The sequence below is a fragment of the Nocardioides sp. CCNWLW216 genome (assembly GCF_037120545.1).
Taxonomy (GTDB): Bacteria; Actinomycetota; Actinomycetes; order Propionibacteriales; family Nocardioidaceae; genus Nocardioides; species Nocardioides lianchengensis.
In genome coordinates, this window is record NZ_JBBBBJ010000013.1 from 62,174 (window position 1) to 83,008 (window position 20,835).

The window sequence follows — 20,835 nt, forward strand, 5'->3', positions numbered from 1 at the left end:
CCGACACCGACCAAGACGGGTCGCCTCAGAGGGAGAGCTCGTTCCAGTCCATCTCGGCGACGGTGGTGGCGTTGCACCGCAGCCGGGGGCTGGCCAGCACCAGGTCGGTGTTCGGGGCGTCGGCCACCATCACCTCACCGAACCCGTAGCGCTGCCCGGTCAGATCGAGGCTCACCCGGACGGCCGGGCCCACGGGGGTCGAGAACGACACCTGGGACTGGGCCGGTCCGCCGTACCCTCCGAGGCCGCCGTTCTGGCGGGCCGTGGCTGCCAGCCCGGAACGCTGGCTGTCCAGGAACCCGGTCCAGAACTCGAGCGAGGTGCAGAGCCCGTTGGTCTTGACCGCCAGGCCGCCGTTGCCCTGGGGGAGCTGGATGCTGTTCGGGAAGGCGCGGCCGCCGATCCTCGCCACCCGCCGTATCTCCACCGCGCCGCCGCCCACGAGGAAGGGCACGTCGACCAGGTTCAGCCACTGGTAGACCGCCAGCGAGTCAGCCGCGGTCGTGCCACCGCCGGCCCGCTTGACCCGGAACGACGTCGTCCCGCCCCGGGTCAGCGCGACCTTGACGGCGTACTTCCCCTTCTTGTTGGTCCGCGCCGTGGCGACCTTCTGCCACGAACCGTCGGCGTAGAGCCGCTCGACGGTGACCTTGACCTTCTTGCCCTTCCGAGCCAACTTCGCGGTGCCCGCGAGGGTGACCTTCCTCCCCACCTCGGAGGAGGCCGGCAGGTCCTTCAGCGTCACCTTCGCGGCACGGTGGGCAGGGGCGGCGGCGTGGGCCGACGTCATGGCGAGACCGGGGAGCAGCACCGCGAGCGAGGCCGCGGCGGCGAGGGAACGGAAGCGCATGGACCGACGCTAGTCACCGGGTACGGCGGCCGCTGGCGAATCCTGGAGACCGTGACAACCTGACGGCGTGGGTCGGAGTTCTGGGGGGTGTGACAAGACGGAGCCACCAGTGATCAGCAGGGCCGACCAGCGCTCGTTCGAGACCTTCGTGCACGACGCGTCCGACCGACTGCTGCGCACGGCGTACCTCCTGACCGGGGACCGCGGCCACGCCGAGGACCTCGTGCAGACCGCCCTGCTGCGGACCGCCCGCCGATGGTCCACCGCCCGGCGCGACCCGGCGGCGTACGCCCGCCGGGTCGTGGTCAATCTCGCCAAGGACCGGTGGCGCGACCTGCGCCGTCGACCCGGCGAGGCGCCCCTCGAGGTCGATGTGGCCGTCCCGGTGACTGACGGGGTCGCCGACCGCGACCGCCTCCTGCGCGCGGCCCGGCAGCTGCCGGCCGGGCAGCGGGCGGTGCTGGTGCTGCGGTACTTCGACGACCTCGGCGTCGCCGACACCGCGGCGGCCCTCGGCTGCTCCGAGGGGACCGTCAAGTCGCAGACCGCCCGCGCGCTGGACCGCCTCCGGTCCGTGCTCGCCCCGACCAAGGAGAACGCCGATGCTGACCGACGCTGACCTCACCCGCGACCTGCGGGTCGCCTTCCACGACGCCGCTGCCGACCTGACGTACGACGGCCCGGTGCCGACCGTGCGCGCGACCCCGCTGTGGGGCCGGATCGGCATGGTCACGCTGCCCGCCGCGGCCGCCGTCGCCGCCGCGGCCGTCGTGGTCGGCGGCTCGGCCCCCGATGCCCCCACCCCGCCACCCTCGGCCGCGCCGTCCGCCCCTCCCTCGACCGCCCCATCCTCCGCCGGGGAGGTCGTGACCGAGGAGTTCCAGGTGATGGGGATGACCCTGTCGTACGAGCGCGGCCTCAGCGAGCAGCCGATCAGCTTCACGCTGGCCTCGCCGGCATCGGTGCCCGAGGGCGCGAGCGAGGTCGACTTCCCGGAGATGGACCCGGCCCGGGCCTGGGTCACCACCGACGGGTCGGGCGAGGCGGTGCTCTACCTGAAGGCGCCCACCCGCAACGAGGGCCGGCTGATGTCACTCACCGCTCCCGGTGCGGGACTCAGCGAGCAGGACATGGTCGATCTCCTGAAGGGCGTCGGCTGACGCCCTCCGGCGCCGGCGAGAGTTTCATCGGCTGGCCGACAAAACTCACGCCGGGACGACAAAGCTTCATCGTCCCGGCAGGAGCTTCATCGGCCAGCCGATGAAACTCTCCCGAGGCCGCTGCGGCGGCCCCGGCCACCGCGGCCCGGTCTAGCTCTTCTTGGCCGCGGCCTTCTTGGTCGTCTTCTTGGCGGTCGTCTTCTTGGCCGCGGCCTTCTTGGCGGTCGTCTTCTTGGCCGGCGCCTTCTTCGCGCCCTTCTTGGCCGCCTTCTTGGCCGGACCCTTCGCGCGCCGCTCCTCGAGCAGCTCGGCCGCACGCTCGATGGTGATCGACTCGACGCTGTCCTCCTTGCGGAGGGTGGCGTTGTACTCGCCGTCGGTGACGTACTCGCCGAACCGGCCGGCCTTCACGACCACCGGCTGCCCGGAGACCGGGTCGTTGCCGAGCTCCTTCAACGGCGCGGCGGCCGCGGCCCGGCCGCGCTGCTTGGGCTGGGCGTAGATGCGCAGCGCCTCGTCGAGACCGATCGTCAGCAGCTGGTCCTCGGAGGTGAGGGAGCGCGAGTCGGTGCCCTTCTTCAGGTAGGGCCCGTAGCGCCCGTTCTGGGCCGTGATCTCCTCGCCGTCCTCGCCGGCGCCGACCACACGGGGCAGCGACAGCAGCTTGACGGCGTCCTCGAGCGAGACCGTGTCGAGGGTCATCGACTTGAAGAGCGAGCCGGTGCGCGGCTTGGCCGACTTCGGCGCGTCGTCGGGCAGCACCTCGGTGACGTAGGGCCCGAACCGGCCGTTCTTGGCGACCACGTGCAGCCCGCTCTCGGGGTGCACGCCGAGCTCGATCTCCTCGCCCGCCGGGTTGGCGAACAGCTCGGTCGCCTTCTCCAGGGTCAGCTCGTCGGGCGGCAGGTCGTCGGGGACGTTGGCGCGCTTGCCGATCGGGTTGCCCTCGTCGTCCGGGCCCTCGAGGTAGGGCCCGTAGCGGCCGACCCGCAGGTTGATGCCGGAGTCGGGACCGCCGACCGGGAAGGTCGCCAGCTCGCGGGCATCGATGTCGCCCAGCTCGTCGACCAGCTTCTTGAGGCCCTCGACGTCGCCGGAGCCGAAGTAGAACTCCGCCAGCTCCTCCGCGCGGGTCTTGCGACCGGCCGCGATCTCGTCGAGCACGTCCTCCATCTGCGCGGTGAACTCATAGGAGATCTGCCGCGGGAAGTGCTCCTCGAGCAGCCGGGTGACCGAGAAGGCCAGCCAGGCCGGCACCAGCGCGGTGCCCTTCTTGTAGACGTAGCCGCGGTTGAGGATCGTCCCGATGATCGAGGCGTACGTCGAGGGCCGCCCGATCTCGCGCTCCTCGAGCTCCTTGATCAGCGTGGCCTCGGTGTAGCGCGCCGGCGGCTTGGTCTCGTGGCCGTTCGCGGCCACCGAGGCGGCGGAGACGGCGTCGCCCTGGGTGAGGTTCGGCAGCCGGGTCTGGGCGTCGTCCTTGGCGGCGTCGTCGTCGGTGCCCTCGACGTAGGCCTTCAGGAAGCCGTGGAAGGTGATGACGCGACCGCTGGCCGAGAACACGACGTCCTCGCCGGTGGCCGCGGCGCCGCCGAGGCGGATGGTGACCGAGTTGCCGACGGCGTCCTTCATCTGGGACGCGACCGTGCGCATCCAGATCAGCTCGTAGAGCCGGAACTGGTCACCGGTCAGGCCGGTCTGCGCCGGGGTGCGGAAGGTGTCGCCGGCGGGCCGGATCGCCTCGTGCGCCTCCTGAGCGTTCTTGACCTTCGAGGCGTAGACGCGGGGGCTGTCGGGGACGTACTCGGCGCCGTACAGCTCGCGGACCTGCGCCCGGGCCGCGCCGACGGCGCTGTCCGACAGCGTCGTCGAGTCCGTACGCATGTAGGTGATGAAGCCGTTCTCGTAGAGCCGCTGCGCGACCGACATCGCCACCGACGCGCTCATCCCGAGCTTGCGGCCGGCCTCCTGCTGCAGGGTGGTCGTGCGGAACGGCGCGTACGGCGAACGCCGGTAGGGCTTCGACTCCACCGAGCGGACGTCGTACGTCGTGTCCTGCAGCGCGGAGGCCAGCGCCTCGGCGCGGGTGCGGTCGAGGTGGACGACGTTCGCGCTGCCCTTCAGCTGCCCGTCCTGGCCGAAGTCGGAGCCGCGGGCGACCCGCACGTCGTCGACGGAGTGCAGCTTGGCCGGGAACATCCGCTGCTCGTGCTTGCTGCCGGCGTCGAAGGTGCCCTCGAGGTCCCAGTACGACGCGACGCGGAAGGCCATCCGCTCGCGCTCCTTGTCGACGACCAGCCGGGTCGCGACCGACTGGACGCGACCGGCGGACAGGCCGGACATGACCTTCTTCCACAGCACCGGGCTGACCTCGTAGCCGTAGAGGCGGTCGAGGATCCGGCGCGCCTCCTGGGCCTCGACGAGGTCGTCGTTGATCTGGCGCGGGTTCTCGACGGCGGCCAGGATCGCCGGCTTGGTGATCTCGTGGAAGACCATCCGGTGGACCGGGACGCCCTTCTTGGGCTTCAGCTCGTCGAGGAGGTGCCAGGCGATCGCCTCGCCCTCGCGGTCCTCATCGGTGGCGAGGTAGAGCTCGTCGGCGTCCTTGAGCAGGGTCTTGAGCTTGGCGATGTGGGCCTTCTTGTCGCGCGGCACCACGTAGTAGGGCTCGAAGCCGTGGTCGACGTCGACCGCCAGCCGACCCCACGGCTTGTCCTTGATCTTGGCCGGGGTGTCCGCCGCGCTCTGCGGGAGGTCCCGGATGTGGCCGATGGAGGACTCGACGACGTACCCCTGACCGAGGTACCCGCCGATCGTGCGGGCCTTCGCCGGGGACTCGACGATCACCAACTTGTGTGCCACTGCTGCTCTTTCCTCGAACGTCCTGGATCCCCACGAGGGGGCTCACGGCCAGTCACGGTAGCGCGTGCCGGCGACGGAGCATGCCGCGAGACCGTTCGACGACTGGTCTAGTCCTCCCTGGGCAACTCCTCCAGGATGGGCTCGCGGGCCCGAAGGTGTCGCCAGCATGGGTCAGTCCGTGCCACGACCGAGGAGACCCCCTCCATGCCTTCCCCCCGCCGCTCCCTCCGCGCCCTGGTGCTCCTGCTGGCCACCGTGCTCGCCGTCCCTCTGACCTCCCTCGTCGGCGTCGCACCCGCCCACGCCGTCCCCGGCGCCGCGAGCGGCTCGGTGTCCGACAGCCTCGGCGACGCGCTGAACGGCGTCACCGTGACCGCGCTGGCGGCGCCGGCGTTCACCACCAGCGCCGGCCAGACCACCACCGCGGGCGGCGGCGCCTACACGCTGCCGCTGGCCGAGGGCAGCTACCGGCTGCAGTTCGCCAAGACGGGCTACACCACCGCCCTGTACGGCGGCAGCGAGGAGCCGCTGCAGGTCGACGTGGACGACGAGGGCCAGCTCTCGGTCGACGGCGAGCCGCTCGAGGGCAACGAGCTCGAGGAGGTCCAGCTCTCCAGCACCCAGACCTACTCCGTCACGGGCGTCGTCCAGAACGCGGGCAGCACTCCGCTCACGGGGATCCACGTCGCGGCGTACCACCCGGGCGACGAGGAGGACGCGGTCGCGACGGCGACCACCAACGGCAGCGGCGCCTACACCCTGACCCTGTCCCCCGGCGTCTACCACGTCCGCTACACCGACCCCGGCAGCACCTACGTCCCCGCCTGGTACGACGGCACCGGCACCGAGCCGGACGACGTCACCGTCACCGGCAACCGCACGCTCACGACGGTCCGGCTCGCCACCCCGCCCGCCGACGCCGAGTTCCCCATCGCCGGTGCGGTCGTGGACGCCAACGGCGACCCGGTCAGCGGCGTCGACGTCAGCGTCACCCCGATCGGCGGCAGCACCGACTCCGGCACCGGCACCACGGCCCCCGAGGGCGACGACGCCGGTCGCTACACCGTCTCGGTGAAGCCCGGCACCTACCGGGTCGCCTTCGCCAAGACCGGCTGGGTCTCGACCCGGTACGGCGGCCAGACCACGCCTGCGACCGTCACCGTCGGCCCAACCGGCGCCCTCTCCGCCAGCGCCGGCGAGCCGCTGGTCGCCAACCAGCTCAACGACGTCCTCCTGGTGAGCAACCCGTACGCCGTGACCGGCCTGGTCCAGGTCTCCGGCGACACCACCCCGATCGCCGACATCACCGTCCGCGCCTTCCCGACCGGCTCGACCGACGCCGGCGACGTGGTCGACACCGACACCACCGACAGCACCGGCTCCTACACGCTGAACCTGCCCGTCGGCACCTACGACCTCGAGTACGTCGACGACGTCCCGACGCCCACGACGTACTCCTCCACCTCGCTGGTCGAGGTGCAGGTCGGCCAGGGCGGCGCCCTGAAGGTCGGCGGCACGGCGGTCGACGCGCTCGACCCGGTCAAGCTCTCGCTCTCCAGCGCCGACACCACCCACCCCGTGCTCGGCTCGGTGATCGACGTCAACGGCGCCGAGATCGACGGCCTCTCCGTCAGCGCCGTACCCCAGGGTGCCGGCACCGGAGACGTCGACGAGAGCGGCGACGACGGCGCGGCCGGCGCGCACGGCCGCTACCGGCTGCAGCTGAAGCCGGGCAGCTACGAGATCCACGTCGCCGGCGGGGCCGACTGGGAGAACGCGACGTACCAGGGCGGCGGGGACGCCACCGCCGTCGTCACCGTCGCCGCCAACGGCACGATCTCGGTCAACGCGACCCCGATCGCCGGCCGCGACCTCGGCGAGACCGAGGTCGCCGGCAAGACCGAGTACGCGCTGAGCGGCACCGTCACCGACGGCACCACCGGCCTGCCCGGCATCACCGTCAAGGCCTACCGCGAGGGTGACCTGACCACCGCGGTCGCCAGCACCACCAGCACCGGCGCGACCGGCGCCTGGTCGCTCAGCGGCGTCGACGGCCTGGTCGTCGGCACCTACGTCGTCGAGTTCTCCGGCGCCTCGGGCGCCAACACCTACGACAAGGCCTGGTACGGCGGCGCCACCGCCACCCCGGTCGAGATCGCCCAGGGCGGCGTGGCCAAGGTCGCCGGTGTCCCGGTGGCCGAGAACAGGCTGGGCGCGATCACCGTGTCCCGCTCCTCCGCCGACACCCCGCACCCGGTGACCGGTGAGGTCACCGACGCCAACGACGACCCGCTCGACGGCGTCACCGTCACCGCCAAGCCCCAGACCGGCACGCCGTCCGGCAACCAGGTCGCCGTCCAGACTGGCGCCGACGGCGAGCTCGGCGACCACGGTCGCTACCGGCTGCTGCTCAAGCCCGGCACCTACCGCGTCACCTACACCCGTTCGGGGTTCACCGACGCGACCTACCCCGGCGGTGACCAGACCCCGGTCGACGTGAAGGTCAACCTCGACGGCACCGTCCTGATCGGGACCACCCCGTCCCCCGAGGCCGAGCTGGCCCCGGTCGAGCTGGCCGACGCCACCGGCGACGCGGTCCTCTCCGGGCGCGTCGTGTCCGGCGGGGCCGGCGTCAACGGCATCACCGTCGAGGTCTTCCCGTACGGCGACGTTTCCGGCACCCCGGTCGCCACGACGACGACCGCGACCAACGCCGGCACGCTCGGTGCCTGGTCGGTCAACACCCTGAAGATCGGCACCTACACGGTCCGGTTCACCGACAAGGTGGCGGACGCGAACACCTACATCCAGACCTTCCTCGGCGGCAGCGAGCTCGGGACGGCAGCGCCGGTCAAGGTCGGCCAGGGCAACGCGGTCACGGTCGCCACCGTCCCCGCCCCCGGCGGGACCGTGGGCGAGACCGAGATGGCCAAGGAGGGCACGGACACGACGTACCCGGTCGTGGGCGAGCTGCTCGACGAGGCCGGCGACCCGATCGACGGCGCGACCGTCACCGCGACGCCGCAGAACGGATCCGGCACCCTCGCCAGCGCCGTCACCGGCGCGGACGGCGAGCTCGGCGACCACGGTCGCTACCGGCTGCTGCTGAAGGTCGGCACCTACCGCCTCACCTTCGCCAAGACCGGGTTCACGACGGCCGTCTACCCCGGCGCCGGCGAGCCCGAGGTCCTGGTGACCGTCGCCTCGGGCGGCATCGTCACCCCGGCCACCCTGGAGTCGATGACCCTCGCCGACGCCGTCGGTGACGCCACCATCAGCGGCCGCGTCGTGACCGGGTCCACGCCCACCGGAGTCGCCGGCATCGTGGCCGAGGTCTTCCCCGCGGGCGACCTCGCCCCGGAGAGCCGGGTCGGCTTCTCCGCCGCGACCACCGCCAGCGGTGCCTGGTCGGTCTCCGGCCTGAGGATCGGCGAGTACACGGTCCGGTTCACCGACAACGGTGCGGCCGCTCCGGCCTACGTCCAGACCTACTACGGCGGCGCGACGCTCGCGGAGTCCACCCCGGTCAAGGTCGGCCAGGGCAACGCCGTCTCCGTCAACGACGTCCCGAAGGCGGGCGGCGCGCTCGGCGACACCACCCTCAGCGTGGCGACCGCCGACACGACGTACCCGCTCTCGGGCGACGTCGCGGACGCCAACGGCGACCCGCTCAGCGGCGTCAGCGTCTCGGTCGAGGTCGTCACCCCCGGCGCCGCCGTCACCCCGGTCCTCACCGACGACGAGGGCGCGTACGCGCTGGCCCTGCGGGCCGGCACGTACCGGATCAAGTTCACCCGCACCGGCTTCGCCACGGCGTACCTGCTCAACGGCGACGGCGCGACCGCCCAGGTCGTGGTCGCCGTCGGAGGCGCGGTCAGCATCGTCGGGGGCGACCCCGTCCCCGGTGGAGCGCTGGAGGGCGTGACGCTGCGCGGCACGACCACCTACGACCTGACCGGTCGGGTGCTCGGCGCCGGCAACCCGCTCGCCGGCATCACCGTGCGGGCGAGGAACACGGACACCGAGGTGCCGGCGATCGCCACGACCACGGCGGCCAACGGCACCTTCACCCTGAAGCTGCCCGTCGGGACCTACACGATCGAGTACGTCGGCCGCGCCGTCGGCGGCACCACCTGGGACGGCACCTTCTACGGCGGCACGACCACGCCGACCTCGATCAAGGTGGCGAACGACGGCACCCTCTCCGAGGTGGACGGTGAGGTCCTGACCTCGGGCCTCGAGGACGTCGTGCTGGCGAAGTCGACCGGCGTCTACGCGATCCGTGGCACGGTGAGCGACCAGACCGGGGAGCCGCTGGCCGGTGCGGTGGTCCGGGCCTTCAAGGCCGGGACCGGCACCCAGGCCGGGGTCGGCACCTCGGACGCCGAGGGGGCCTTCACCATCAACGTCCCGGTCGGCCGCTACAACCTGCGCTACGAGAAGGCCGGCAAGGCCACGACGTGGCTGCTGAACGCCGACGCCGACACCCCGACGTACGCCGTCGTGACGGTCGCCGCGGGCGGCGCCATCACCGCACCGGGCGTGGGGATCGAGGCCGGTGTCCTGGAGGACGTGCAGCTGCTGCTCCCGGCCCCGCGGATGGTCGCGGCACCGAAGGTGAGCGGCAAGGTACTGGTCGGCAGGACCATCACCACGAGCCTCGGCACCTGGAGCCCGGACTTCCGGTCCACCCCCGGGTGGCAGGACTACGTCACCATCGAGTGGTTCATCGACGGCCGGCCCGCCGACGACTACAGCGACGGCGACCTCTTCGAGAAGTTCGCGATCCCGGCCGTCGCCGGCGGGCGCACGGTCAGCTACCGGATCACCATCGAGGACCCGAACCCCGACGGCGCGACCCGGGCCCCGATCGTCTTCACGAGCAAGGGGATCAAGGTCCCGAAGGCCAAGCCCAAGCTGGTCGCCACCTACAAGGGCGGCAAGCTCACCGTCGTCGTCAAGGTCCCGGGCCTGAAGCGGCCGCTGGGCTCGATCGTGGTCAAGGACGGCAAGAAGAAGGTCGGCGCGACCACGCTGAAGGCCAAGAACAAGGGCAAGGTCGTCGTCAAGCTGAAGAAGCTCAAGAAGGGCAAGCGGAAGCTGACGATCACCTACAGCGGCGACGCCAACGTCGCGCCGGTGAAGGCGACGGTGAAGATCAAGGTCTGATCCTTCAGGCCTGTGGAGGAGCTCCACGCGTCAGGGGCGGGTCGTGCCACGGTGGCACGGCCCGCCCCTGCCCTTTCCCCCTGCTCCTTCTCGGAGGCTCCCGTGCACGACTGGTACGACGACCGCTACGACCCCTACCCCTCCCCCTACGCCGAGCCGCCGATCGACCTCGCCGACCGCGTCACCCACCTGGTCTACGTCGGCGGCCGGCTCGTCGAGACCCGCCACGAGCACGCCCGCGACACCGCGTGGGAGCAGTACGTCGAGCGACCGGCCCCGCCGCCCCCGCCGCCCGAGCCGCCCCAGCACGTGCGCGTCCTCGACTGGCTGACCTACCTCTGCGGCGGAGCGGCCGCCGTGGATGCGCTGGACGCCGAACCCCTGGGCGACGAGACGACCGACCTCCCCACGGACTTCCCGGACGAGAGGTCGCGGCAGTGGGTCGAGACCACCGCCACGCTCCTCGACGTCGTGGCCGACCGGTGGTTCGACCCCGAGACGTCCGTCGCGCTCCGGCACGCGCTGCTCGCCCTGTGGGTCGAGGACCCGACCCGGGTCACGCGGCCCAAGTCCGCCGCGCACCTGGCCGGTGGCCTGGTCTGGGCGGTCGGCAAGGCCAACGGTCTCTTCCAGCCCACCGGTCCACGCCGGATCGGCACCGTGCAGGACACGCTGGGTCTGAGCGGCGGCCTGTCGACCGCGGGCAACGAGGTCGCCGCGGCGCTGCGCGGCTTCCGCGGCCAACCGTGGAGCGGTCGGCCCGCCGGCGTGCCCGACCTGCTGCCGCTCGGACGCGCCGACGTCCTGCTGGGCGCGACCCGCGAGCAGCTGGTCCGGCTGCGCGACCGCGCCCGAGCGGCCGCCGACTAGTCGTCCTAGGCCGGCTCGAGGAAGCCCTGGGCGACCAGCTCGCGCACGGCCGGGAGGTAGGTCGCCCGGGTCTCCTCGGCGTCGCGCTCGAGCAGCTGGGCGACCGCGTCGAGGATCTGGCCGACGGCGAGCTCGCCGTCGCACGCACCGACCAGCGCCGCCTCCACGGTGTCGGCCTGACGGGCCCGGCGCAGCCCGCGCTGCTGGCGCAGCACGACCGCCTCGGGGTCCTCGGCGCCGGGGGCGCCGACGGTCTCCTGACGGACGTCGTTGCGCACGACCAGCCGCGAGTCGGGTCCGACCCCGTCGGCCAGGGCGTCCACGGCGTCGCCCCAGGCGCCCAGCGCGGGCGCGATCGGCTGCTCGACGTCGTACGGCCAGTCGAGGAGCTCGCGAGCCGGAGCCCCGGTGTCGGATCCGGAGCGCTTGCGGAGGTTGACCCAGCCGAAGCCGACCGCCTCGATGCCCTGCTCGTCGAACCAGGACAGCCAGGTGTCGTAGCGGTGCGCGTAGTCGGGTCCCCCGTGGTGGCCCGCGTCCTTGAGCCAGAGCTCGACGTACCGGGCCGGGTCGACGACTTCGCGCTGCACCACGAGCGCGTCGCAGTCGTCGGCCAGCCAGCCGGTGAGCCGCTCGTCCCACGGCCGGTCGCGGTCGATGACCCAGTTGGCCAGCACCTGGCACCAGCCACCGGGCGTGAGGTGGTCCGGGGCGGCCCGCACGATGTCCTCGACCACCCGGTCGCCGGGCAGCCCGGAGTCGCGGTAGACCAGGCGCTCCCCCGTCGCCGGCGAGATCACGAACGGCGGGTTGGTGGCGATCAGGTCGTACCGCTCACCCCGCACCGGCTCGAAGAACGACCCGTCGCGCACCTCGACCTTCTCGGCGACGTCGTTGAGCGCGGTGTTGAACCGGGTGACCCACAGGGCGCGCGGGTTGACGTCGGTCGCCACGACCGAGGTGCTGTGCGCGGCCAGGTGCAGCGCCTGCACGCCGCAGCCGGTGCCGAGGTCGAGGGCCCGGGCGACCGGGTCGCGCAGCGTCAGCTGGGCCAGCGACGTCGACGCCGGGCTGATGCCCAGCACGTGCTCGGGCCCGACCCGCTGCGGTCCGCCGTCCAGCCCGGGGGTCAGGTCGCTGACCACCCAGAGATCGAGCCCCTCCGTCGCGTACGGGCGTACGTCGAGCCGCGCGGCCACCTCGCCGATCGACTGCTCGAGGATCCCCTCGACGGCCAGCCGGTCGACCAGCCCCGGGAGCGCGGCCTCGGCCTGGCTCGCGGACACCGGTCGCTGCAGCAGGAACAGCCGCACCAGCGTCTCCAGCGGCGACCCGCCCGCGGTCCGTCGTACCCCGGGACGGGTCTCGTTGCGCGCAAGCGCGTCGTGGGCCAGCGGGCCCAGGAGCTCGGCGACCGCGTCGTAGGTGAAGGACGCCGCGGTCAGCGCGTCGCGGAGCCGATGGGGCAGGTCGCTGGAGGTCACCCGCACAGCCTAGGAGCCGGTCCGTGCGGCCCGACTATCCGGGAAACCCGGCGGACAGGGGCCCGGCCGACTTAAGGTCCTCCGGAACAGAAGAGAGGTCCCATGTCTCCGGCCGCTGGCGCGCGCACGCGCACTGCCACCACCCTCGTCGCCCTCGCAGCCCTGCTGCTCGGCACCCTCGTCGCCGTCCTGGGCACGCACACCCCCGCGGACGCGGCGGACCCGCCCGCGCCGGGTGGGTCCGAGCGGCGCTACGCCCCCGGCATCGACCCCACGCTCCCCGCCGACGCGACCGTCCGCGGCACGGTGCTCGGCCCCGACGGTCAGTTGCGCGACTACGTGCTCGTCGAGGCCTTCTCCGTGCTCGACCCCGGCGGTGAGCCGGTGGCCAGCGACCTCACCTACGAGGTCGGCGACCTCGCCTCGCACGGCGCCTACACGCTGCACGTCCCGGCCGGCGACTACCTCGTCCGCTTCTCCTCGCCCGACGGGGTGGCGCCCGCCCTCGAACCCGCCTACTACGGCAACGGCGCCGGTACGACGGTCACCGTCGCGCCCGCGCAGGACCTGCTCCTGGACCCCGTCGCACTGGAGCGCGACCGGGGCGTGCCGGTCACCGGACGGGTGCTGGACCAGGACGGACGTCCGATGGGAGGCATCCGGGTCAGCCTGGTCCGACCGGTGAGCGACCTGGAGTACTCGGTGCGGTCCCAGGTCTGGACCGACGACGACGGCGCCTTCACCTTTCCGGTCGTCGACCGCGGCCGGACCTTCACGATCTCGGTCTACGGGGCCTACGACATCGACGAGACGCGCCTCGGCCTGCCGACGACCTGGTTGGGCGGCGCACCCAGCATCATCGATGCCGAGACCTTCACCCTCGGCTCTCGTTCCCCCGGGCGTAGCGTCGGTGATCTCGTGCTCCGTCCGGGCACGCCGGTGACCGGGACGATCACGCTGCGGGACACCTACGCCCAGGGCGTCGACGTCGCCCTCGTCCATCTCAACGCCGAGGGCGATCGCGGCTGGGTCGTGGCCTGGGCCTGGCTTCCCAACGGTGTCCGGCGCTACCGCTTCTCGGCTCTCCCCGGCCGCTACACCCTCGCCGCCATTCCCGCCGACGGACCCGATGAGGGTGAGACCTTCTTCCTCGGTGACACCACCGACCTCGGGGAGGCACAGAGCTTCCTCGTCGGGGACCAGGCGTACGACGCGGGGTCGATCCCAGTCGGACCGGGAGCCACCCAGGTCACGTTCCAGCTGTTCGACCGCGACGGCGGGCCGGCCGACGGCGACCAACTGTGGGCCGGCTTGGTCGATCGCGACGGCACGGTGCTCAGCCGAGCGACCGGTCTCGGCGGCGGGCGCTACCAGGCCAAGGTCCGGTGGAACACCGAGTTCACCGTCTACGTCTACGACCAGGTCCGGAAGGAACGCCGCTATCTGGGCGGCGGCACCGTACGCCGCGAGGCTCGGTTCCTGTCGGCCTCCCCCGAGTCCGCGACGCTCGACGTCGGCGTGATCTCGTTCCAGCTGCCGGCGCCCACCGCCGCGACTCCGACTGTCCGCGGCACAGCACGCGCGGGCCAGCGCCTCGCCGTCGACGTCCCGACGTGGTCGACCAGCGAGGTCAGGTCGGCCTTCCAGTGGCGGCGCGACGACGTCCCGATCGACGGCGCCGTCGATGCGTCGTACCAGCTGACGAGCGCCGACGTCGGGCACGTCGTGTCGGTACGGATCACCGGATCGGCCTCGGGTCGAGCACCGGGGGTCGTGACGTCACCGGGTCTGCTCGTCGGCGCAGGAGAGGCACCTACGGCCACGACCCCGGCGCCGACGGGGACCGCGCGCAACGGGCACGTCCTCACCGCGCCCTCACCGGACTGGTCGCTTCCTGAGGTGAGCTCGACCTACCAGTGGCTGCGAGACGGTCAGCCAATCCGCGGCGCCACGTCCGACTCCTACCTGCTGCGGACCCCGGACGTCGGCCACCGGATCTCCGTGCGCATCACCGGACACCGGCCGGGGCACGAGACCGGCACCGTCACCTCGGCGGCTGTGCCCGTCGGGCTGGGCGACCCGCCGCCGGTCCTCCAGCGGGGCTTCATCAGGGGGTCGTCCGACCCGGATGGCGGGATCGTGCGCCTGAGCCCCACGATCTGGCCAGCGGACGTCACCTCGACCCTGCAGTGGTACGCCGACGGTCGCCGCGTGCCCGGCGCCACAAGCACCACCCTGCGGCTCAGCCCTCGACTCGCCCGGACCACCCTGACGGTCGTCTCGACCGCGACCCGGGTCGGCTCCGTCTCGGCGACCAGCACCAGCTACTCGTTCCGGGTCGGGTTCGCTGCGCCGCGCATCCGACTGACCGCGCGAGGCAGCAAGGTGACCCTGCGGGTGAGCGCACCGGGCGGCCTGCCCACGACCGGGCGCGTCGTCATTCACCACGACCGGCGGATCGTCGCGCGCACCATGCTCACCGCTCGGCAGCACGGCGTGACGACCATCGACCTGGCCCGGCTTGGTCGTGGCCGGCACACCGTCCGGGTGAGCTACGGCGGCAACGACCTCGTCGGAGGCACCGGTGGAAGACCGCTGAAGGTCGACATCGAGTAGCCGCAGACGCAGAACGGCCCGCCCGGATCGCTCCGGGCGGGCCGTTCGTCGTACGTCGTCGGCTAGAACTGCGCCGTCGGCGTGGGGTCGACCTGGGTCGTCGGCGGCCCCGCGGGCGGGGCCGGCGGCACGTCGTCACCGAGGGTGACCTCGCGCTGCTTGGAGACGTAGACCGCGACCGCGATGATCGCCACCGCCACCAGGGCGATGAGGATGCGGACGATGTCGTTCTGGTCGTCGCCGACGCTCAGCGACACGACGGCGCTGGCGATGAGCAGCGACACCAGGTTCATCACCTTGATCAGCGGGTTGATGGCCGGGCCGGCGGTGTCCTTGAACGGGTCGCCGACGGTGTCGCCGATGACGGTCGCCTCGTGAGCGGGCGAGCCCTTGCCGCCGTGGTTGCCGTCCTCCACGAGCTTCTTCGCGTTGTCCCAGGCCCCACCGGCGTTGGCGAGGAAGACCGCCATCAGGGTGCCGGTGCCGATCGCGCCGGCCAGGAAGCCGGCCAGCGCCGTGACGCCGAGGCCGAAGCCGACGGCGATCGGGGCGAGCACCGCCAGGATGCCGGGCGTGATCAGCTCGCGCAGCGAGTCGCGGGTGACGATGTCGACGACCTTGCCGTACTCCGGCCGGCCGGTGCCCTCCATGATGCCCGGGATCTCGCGGAACTGGCGTCGCACCTCGTAGACGACGGCGCCGGCGGCCCGCGCCACGGCGTTGATGGCCAGGCCCGAGAAGAGGAACACCACGGCCGCGCCGAGCAGGACGCCCACGATGACCGCGGGGTTGAAGACGCTGAAGTCGAGCAGGTAGAACTCGTCGTCCGCCACGTTGGCGTCGGCGAGCGACTCGGCGACCGCGGTGGCGTAGGAGCCGAAGAGCGCCGTCGCGGCGAGCACGGCCGTCGCGATCGCGATCCCCTTGGTGATCGCCTTGGTGGTGTTGCCGACCGCGTCGAGTTCGGTGAGGATCTGCGCGCCGGCGGGGCTGACGTCGCCGGACATCTCGGCGATGCCCTGGGCGTTGTCGGAGACCGGGCCGAAGGTGTCCATGGCGACGATGACGCCCACGGTGGTCAACAGACCGCAGCCGGCGAGCGCGACGGCGAACAGCGAGACCGTGAGCGCGGCGCCGCCGAGCAGGTAGGCGCCGAAGACGGCGGCCCCGATCACCAGGGTCGTGTAGACCGCGGACTCGAAGCCGACCGACAGGCCCGAGAGGATGACCGTCGCCGCGCCCGTGAGCGAGGTCTTGCCGACGTCCTTGACCGGCTTGTACTCGGTGCCGGTGTAGTAGCCGGTCAGGGCCAGGATGCCCGCAGACATCACGATGCCGATGACCACGGCGGAGGCGGCGATGAAGCGCGGATCCCCGTCGGCGTTGACCAGGTCCGCGGAGATGTTGTCGAAGTCCGCGAAGCTGCCCGGGAGATAGACGTAGGACAGCACGACGCTGGCGACGGCCGCGATGCCGGAGGAGAGGTAGAAGGATCGGTTGATGGTCTTCAGGCCGTTCTCGCCGGCCTTCGGGGTCGTCAGGTAGACGCCCGCGACCGCGGTCAGGGCACCGATCGCCGGGATCAGCAGCGGGAAGACCAGACCGGCGTCGCCGAAGGCCTGCGAGCCGAGGATCAGGGCCGCGACCAGCGTGACGGCGTACGACTCGAAGAGGTCGGCGGCCATGCCCGCACAGTCGCCCACGTTGTCGCCCACATTGTCGGCGATGGTGGCCGCGTTGCGCGGGTCGTCCTCAGGGATGTTGTTCTCGACCTTGCCGACCAGGTCGGCACCGACGTCGGCGGCCTTGGTGAAGATCCCACCGCCGACCCGCATGAACATCGCGAGCAGCGCGGCACCGAAGCCGAAGCCCTCGAGCACGTCGGGCGCCTCGTCCTGGAAGAACAGCACGACCAGGCTGGCGCCGAGCAGGCCGAGGCCGACGGTGAGCATGCCGACCATGGCCCCGGTCCGCAGGCCGATCCGCATGGCCGGCTCGCGTCCGGTGGTCTCGGCCGCGGCCGCGACCCGGAGGTTGGCGCGCACGGCGAGGTTCATGCCGAGGTAGCCGACGGCTGCGGAGAATCCCGCCCCGACGATGAAGAACACGGACCGGAAGATCCGGACCACGGCGTCGTCGGCCGGCAGCACCAGGAGCGCGAAGAACGCGATCCCCGCGAAGATCGCGAGGGTCCGGAACTGTCGCGTCAGGTACGCGTTCGCTCCTTCCTGCACGGCCTGGGCGATGGCCTTCATGTTGTCGGTGCCTTCACCGGCAGCAAGCACTTCCTGGCGGAACATCGCCGCCATCGCCAGCGCGCCGAGCGCGATGAGGGCGACGACGATGACCAGGACGAGGTTGCCGCCGGAGACTTCCACGACAGCGGGAGCGATCCCCGTCATGTGTTTCCTCCTGCAGTAGCTGGGTGGCGTGACTCAGGTCAGAACGAGCCGGAGTCTACGCAGATGAGACCTGCGTCACGCACGTTCGTGTGACCTGGACCACACGGCGAGTCGTCGGCGGCACCTCCCGGCACGACGTCCGGGTACGACGAACGCCCCGACGTCCGCGGTGGACGACGGGGCGTGCTGGCTGAACGGGTCAGCTGCTGGCGAGGGCGGCGTCGGCGGAGTCGTGGATCACGAACACCTTCGCGAGGCCGGTGATGCGGAAGATCTTGAGCAGGCGGTCCTGGGTGCAGACGAGGTGGAGCGAGCCGTCGTGGGCGCGCACCTTCTTCAGTCCACCGACCAGCACACCGAGGCCGGTGGAGTCGAGGAACTCGACGGCCTCCATGTCGATCACGATGTCGTAGACGCCGGCTGCGACGAGCTCGGTGATCTTGTCGCGCAGCTTGGGCGCGGTGTAGACGTCGATCTCGCCGCCGACGGCAACGATGGTCTTCCCATCGACGTCGCGCGTTGCAAGAGTGAGGTCCACGTGTACTCCCCTGGAGGATATTTCCGACCGGCACCTGGGTGGCGGAACGACACGCGCCCGACACCCGGCCTGGACAATGAAACCATGCCGAACGCTCGCGCGCACAAAGAAGTAAACAGTGCGGGACGACGGACGGCCAGGTGAACCCCTCCGGGCGGCACCGGTGTCGGTGCCCTTTGCCAGGATCGGGAGCGTGACGACGACGGCCACCACCCCCCGCAGCAGGACCCTCCTGCCCGGCCTCGTCGAGCGTCTCGCTGCCGTGCCGGGCCGCGAGGACCGGCTCACCCACGTCGAGGTGCTGCCGGCCCGGACCGGCGTGCGGGCCGACTGGCCGGAGTGGGCCGCCGCCGACGTGGTCGAGGCGTTCCGTCGCCGCGGCATCACCAGCCCCTGGCGTCACCAGGCGGTGGCCGCCGACGCGGCGCACGCGGGTCAGCACGTCGTCCTCGCGACCGGCACCGCCTCCGGCAAGTCGCTCGCCTACCAACTGCCCGCGCTCTCCCGGGTCCGCTCCGCGCGGGGTGCCCGCGGCCAGCGCGGCGCCACGGTGCTCTACGTCGCGCCGACCAAGGCCCTGGCCCAGGACCAGCTGACCTCGCTCACCGGGCTCGGCCTCGACGTGCGGGTGGCCACCCACGACGGCGACAGCCCGCGCGACCAGCGCGACTGGACGCGCGACCACGCCGAGTACGTCCTGACCAACCCCGACATGCTCCACCGATCGCTGCTGCCCGGCCACGCGCGCTGGGCGGCGTTCTTCGGCTCGTTGAGCTACGTCGTGGTCGACGAGTGCCACCACTACCGCGGCGTCTTCGGCGCCCACGTCTCCCACGTGCTGCGACGACTGCGGCGGGTCTGCGCGTCGTACGGCGCGCACCCGACGTTCGTGCTCGCCTCCGCGACCGTCGCCGAGCCGGAGGTGGCGGCCGGCCGACTCACCGGCCTCGACGTGCTGGCCGTGACCGGCGACGACTCCCCGCGCGGCCAGGTCTCGCTGGCCCTGTGGGAGCCGCCCTTCACCGCCCACACCGGCGAGAACGGCGCCCCGGTCCGCCGGGCCGCCTCCTCCGAGACCGCCGACCTGCTGGCCGACCTGGTCCTCGCCCAGGTCCGCACCCTCGCCTTCGTCCGCTCCCGTCGCGGCGTCGAGCACGTCGCCCTGACGACCGCCGAGCTGCTCGCCGAGGTGGACCCGTCCCTCCCCGGTCGGGTCGCGGCCTACCGCGGCGGCTACCTGCCCGAGGAGCGGCGGGCCATCGAGGCGGCGCTGCGCCGCGGCGACCTGCTCGGGCTGGCCGCCACCAACGCCCTCGAGCTCGGCATCGACGTCGCCGGCCTCGACGCCGTGCTGATGGCCGGATTCCCGGGGACCCGGGCCGCCCTGTGGCAGCAGCTCGGCCGGGCCGGCCGCGACGGCCAGGACGCGCTCGGGGTGCTCATCGCGCGCGACGACCCGCTCGACACCTACCTCGTCCACCACCCCGAGGCGCTGCTCGGGCAGCCGGTCGAGGCCACCGTCTTCGACCCCGGCAACCCCTACGTCCTCGGCCCGCACCTCTGCGCCGCCGCCCAGGAGCTCCCGCTCACCGAGGCCGACCTTCCGCTCTTCGGTCCGGGCGCCCGCGAGGTCCTCGACGGACTGACGGAGGCCGGGCTGCTGCGCCGCCGCCCGCACGGCTGGTTCTGGACCGACCGTCGCCGCGCGGCCGACCTGGCCGACATCCGCTCCGCCGGCGGCGCGCCCGTCCAGCTGGTCGAGGCCGGCACCGGCCGGGTGATCGGCACCGTCGACGCCTCCAGCGCCCACTCGACCGCGCACGCCGGCGCGGTCTACGTCCACCGCGGTGAGACCTGGCTGGTCGACTCGCTCGACCTCGACGAGCACGTGGCCGAGATCCGCCGGGCCGATCCCGACTACTCCACGTCGGCGCGCGAGGTCACCGAGATCACCGTGGTCGGCGAGCGCGAGCACCGTGACTGGGGCGGCTGCCGGCTCTCGTTCGGCGACGTCGACGTCAGCCATCAGGTGGTGTCGTTCCTGAAGCGGCGCCAGCCCAGCGGCGAGGTGGTCGCCGAGGAGCCGCTCGACCTGCCGGTCCGCACGCTTCGCACTGCCTCGGTCTGGTGGACCGTGCCCGGTCACGTGCTCGCCGAGTCCGGGCTCGCGGCGAGCGACCTGCCCGGCTCCGCCCACGCGGCCGAGCACTGCTCGATCGGCCTGCTGCCGCTCTTCGCGACCTGCGACCGCTGGGACATCGGCGGCGTCTCGACCGCGCTCCACCCCGACACCGGGATGCTGACCGTCTTCGTCTACGACGGCCACCCCGGCGGCGCGGGCTTCGCCGAGCGGGGGTTCCGGGCCGCCCGGTCCTGGCTCTCGGCGACCCGTGAGGCGATCGCCTCCTGCACCTGTCTGGAGGGCTGCCCCTCCTGCATCCAGTCGCCCAAGTGCGGCAACCAGAACAACCCTCTCGACAAGGCCGGCGCGACCGCCCTCCTCGACGTCCTGCTCCAGGGCGCTCCGCCGGACCTCACGGAGCAGTAGCCTCAGCGCATGCTGCTTCTGGGTCTCATCCTCATCGGCGCCGGCGCGCTGGTCATCGTCGCCACGGTCTTCACCGCCGAGATCGACGGACGACACCTCGAGGTCCTGGGCGTGACGTTGAGCCCGCTGGCCCTCTTCCTGCTCGGTGTCGGCGCCGGTCTGGCCGTCCTGTGGGGCTTCGGCATCCTGAAGTACGGCACCAAGCGCTCGCTGCGCCAGCGCCGGGAGTCGAAGAAGCTCGAGGAGCTGTCGGAGAAGCTCGAGATCGCCGACCGCGAGCGGCACCGCGACAACGACGACGCCGACCACGACCGCAGCTGATCCACCCCGCACCGA

Annotated in this window: 12 protein-coding genes; 7 read left to right on the forward strand and 5 right to left on the reverse strand. The window is 72.3% G+C overall.

The annotated features are described in order from the left end of the window. Positions 1–25 precede the first annotated feature (25 nt). Positions 26–850: a hypothetical protein gene (locus V7S47_RS22945; RefSeq protein ID WP_336563746.1), complete on the reverse strand. Its 825-nt coding sequence runs from the start codon at positions 848–850 to the stop codon at positions 26–28. Positions 851–959: 109 nt separating this feature from the next. Between V7S47_RS22945 and V7S47_RS22950 the strand changes: the two genes are divergently transcribed. Together V7S47_RS22950 and V7S47_RS22955 are read left to right on the forward strand one after the other, a co-directional pair. Beyond that, a complete protein-coding gene (locus V7S47_RS22950; protein ID WP_336563747.1) occupies positions 960–1,469 on the forward strand; it encodes a SigE family RNA polymerase sigma factor in 510 nt (169 codons plus the stop codon). After that, entirely contained in the window at positions 1,453–2,010 is a 558-nt protein-coding gene (locus tag V7S47_RS22955) for a hypothetical protein (protein WP_336563748.1), read from the forward strand. The genes V7S47_RS22950 and V7S47_RS22955 overlap by 17 nt, the downstream gene beginning before the upstream one ends. Positions 2,011–2,160: 150 nt before the next feature. Here V7S47_RS22955 and topA read toward each other — a convergent pair whose 3' ends face one another. Beyond that, positions 2,161–4,872, reverse strand: coding sequence for a type I DNA topoisomerase (gene topA, locus V7S47_RS22960; protein ID WP_336563749.1), 2,712 nt, complete (start codon positions 4,870–4,872; stop codon positions 2,161–2,163). Between the two features lie 204 nt (positions 4,873–5,076). Between topA and V7S47_RS22965 the strand changes: the two genes are divergently transcribed. Together V7S47_RS22965 and V7S47_RS22970 are read left to right on the forward strand one after the other, a co-directional pair. Then, complete coding sequence (locus V7S47_RS22965) at positions 5,077–10,041, forward strand: beta strand repeat-containing protein (protein WP_336563750.1); 4,965 nt, start codon at positions 5,077–5,079, stop codon at positions 10,039–10,041. A 102-nt stretch (positions 10,042–10,143) separates the two neighbouring features. Next, positions 10,144–10,911 carry a hypothetical protein gene (locus V7S47_RS22970; RefSeq protein ID WP_336563751.1) on the forward strand — a complete coding sequence of 256 codons (768 nt, stop codon included), beginning with the start codon at positions 10,144–10,146 and terminating at the stop codon, positions 10,909–10,911. Positions 10,912–10,916: 5 nt separating this feature from the next. Here the strand turns inward: V7S47_RS22970 and V7S47_RS22975 are convergent, their stop codons facing one another. After that, the gene (locus V7S47_RS22975) at positions 10,917–12,395 is read right to left on the reverse strand and encodes a DUF7059 domain-containing protein (protein WP_336563752.1); all 1,479 of its coding nucleotides are present in this window, start codon (positions 12,393–12,395) and stop codon (positions 10,917–10,919) included. Positions 12,396–12,497: 102 nt separating this feature from the next. On the opposite strand from V7S47_RS22975, the gene V7S47_RS22980 reads away from it, so the two are divergent. Further along, positions 12,498–15,011 carry a hypothetical protein gene (locus V7S47_RS22980; RefSeq protein WP_336563753.1) on the forward strand — a complete coding sequence of 838 codons (2,514 nt, stop codon included), beginning with the start codon at positions 12,498–12,500 and terminating at the stop codon, positions 15,009–15,011. A 62-nt stretch (positions 15,012–15,073) separates the two neighbouring features. On the opposite strand, the gene V7S47_RS22985 is transcribed toward V7S47_RS22980, so the two are convergent. After that, positions 15,074–17,413: a sodium-translocating pyrophosphatase gene (locus V7S47_RS22985; protein ID WP_336563754.1), complete on the reverse strand. Its 2,340-nt coding sequence runs from the start codon at positions 17,411–17,413 to the stop codon at positions 15,074–15,076. A 199-nt stretch (positions 17,414–17,612) separates the two neighbouring features. After that, a complete protein-coding gene (locus tag V7S47_RS22990) occupies positions 17,613–17,951 on the reverse strand; it encodes an anti-sigma factor antagonist (protein WP_090853966.1) in 339 nt (112 codons plus the stop codon). 193 nt (positions 17,952–18,144) lie between these two features. On the opposite strand from V7S47_RS22990, the gene V7S47_RS22995 reads away from it, so the two are divergent. Together V7S47_RS22995 and V7S47_RS23000 are read left to right on the forward strand one after the other, a co-directional pair. Continuing rightward, the gene (locus V7S47_RS22995; protein ID WP_336563755.1) at positions 18,145–20,499 is read left to right on the forward strand and encodes a DEAD/DEAH box helicase; all 2,355 of its coding nucleotides are present in this window, start codon (positions 18,145–18,147) and stop codon (positions 20,497–20,499) included. A gap of 9 nt (positions 20,500–20,508) precedes the next feature. Beyond that, positions 20,509–20,820, forward strand: a complete 312-nt coding sequence (locus V7S47_RS23000) for a hypothetical protein (RefSeq protein ID WP_336563756.1) — start codon at positions 20,509–20,511, stop codon at positions 20,818–20,820. Positions 20,821–20,835: the final 15 nt, after the last annotated feature.

Coding starts and splice junctions, on each gene's coding strand:
- V7S47_RS23000 (WP_336563756.1), top strand. CDS start 20,509: ATGCTGCTTCTGGGTCTCATCCTCATCGGCGCCGGCGCGCTGGTCATC.
- V7S47_RS22945 (WP_336563746.1), bottom strand. CDS start 850: ATGCGCTTCCGTTCCCTCGCCGCCGCGGCCTCGCTCGCGGTGCTGCTC.
- V7S47_RS22980 (WP_336563753.1), top strand. CDS start 12,498: ATGTCTCCGGCCGCTGGCGCGCGCACGCGCACTGCCACCACCCTCGTC.
- V7S47_RS22985 (WP_336563754.1), bottom strand. CDS start 17,413: ATGACGGGGATCGCTCCCGCTGTCGTGGAAGTCTCCGGCGGCAACCTC.
- V7S47_RS22965 (WP_336563750.1), top strand. CDS start 5,077: ATGCCTTCCCCCCGCCGCTCCCTCCGCGCCCTGGTGCTCCTGCTGGCC.
- V7S47_RS22955 (WP_336563748.1), top strand. CDS start 1,453: ATGCTGACCGACGCTGACCTCACCCGCGACCTGCGGGTCGCCTTCCAC.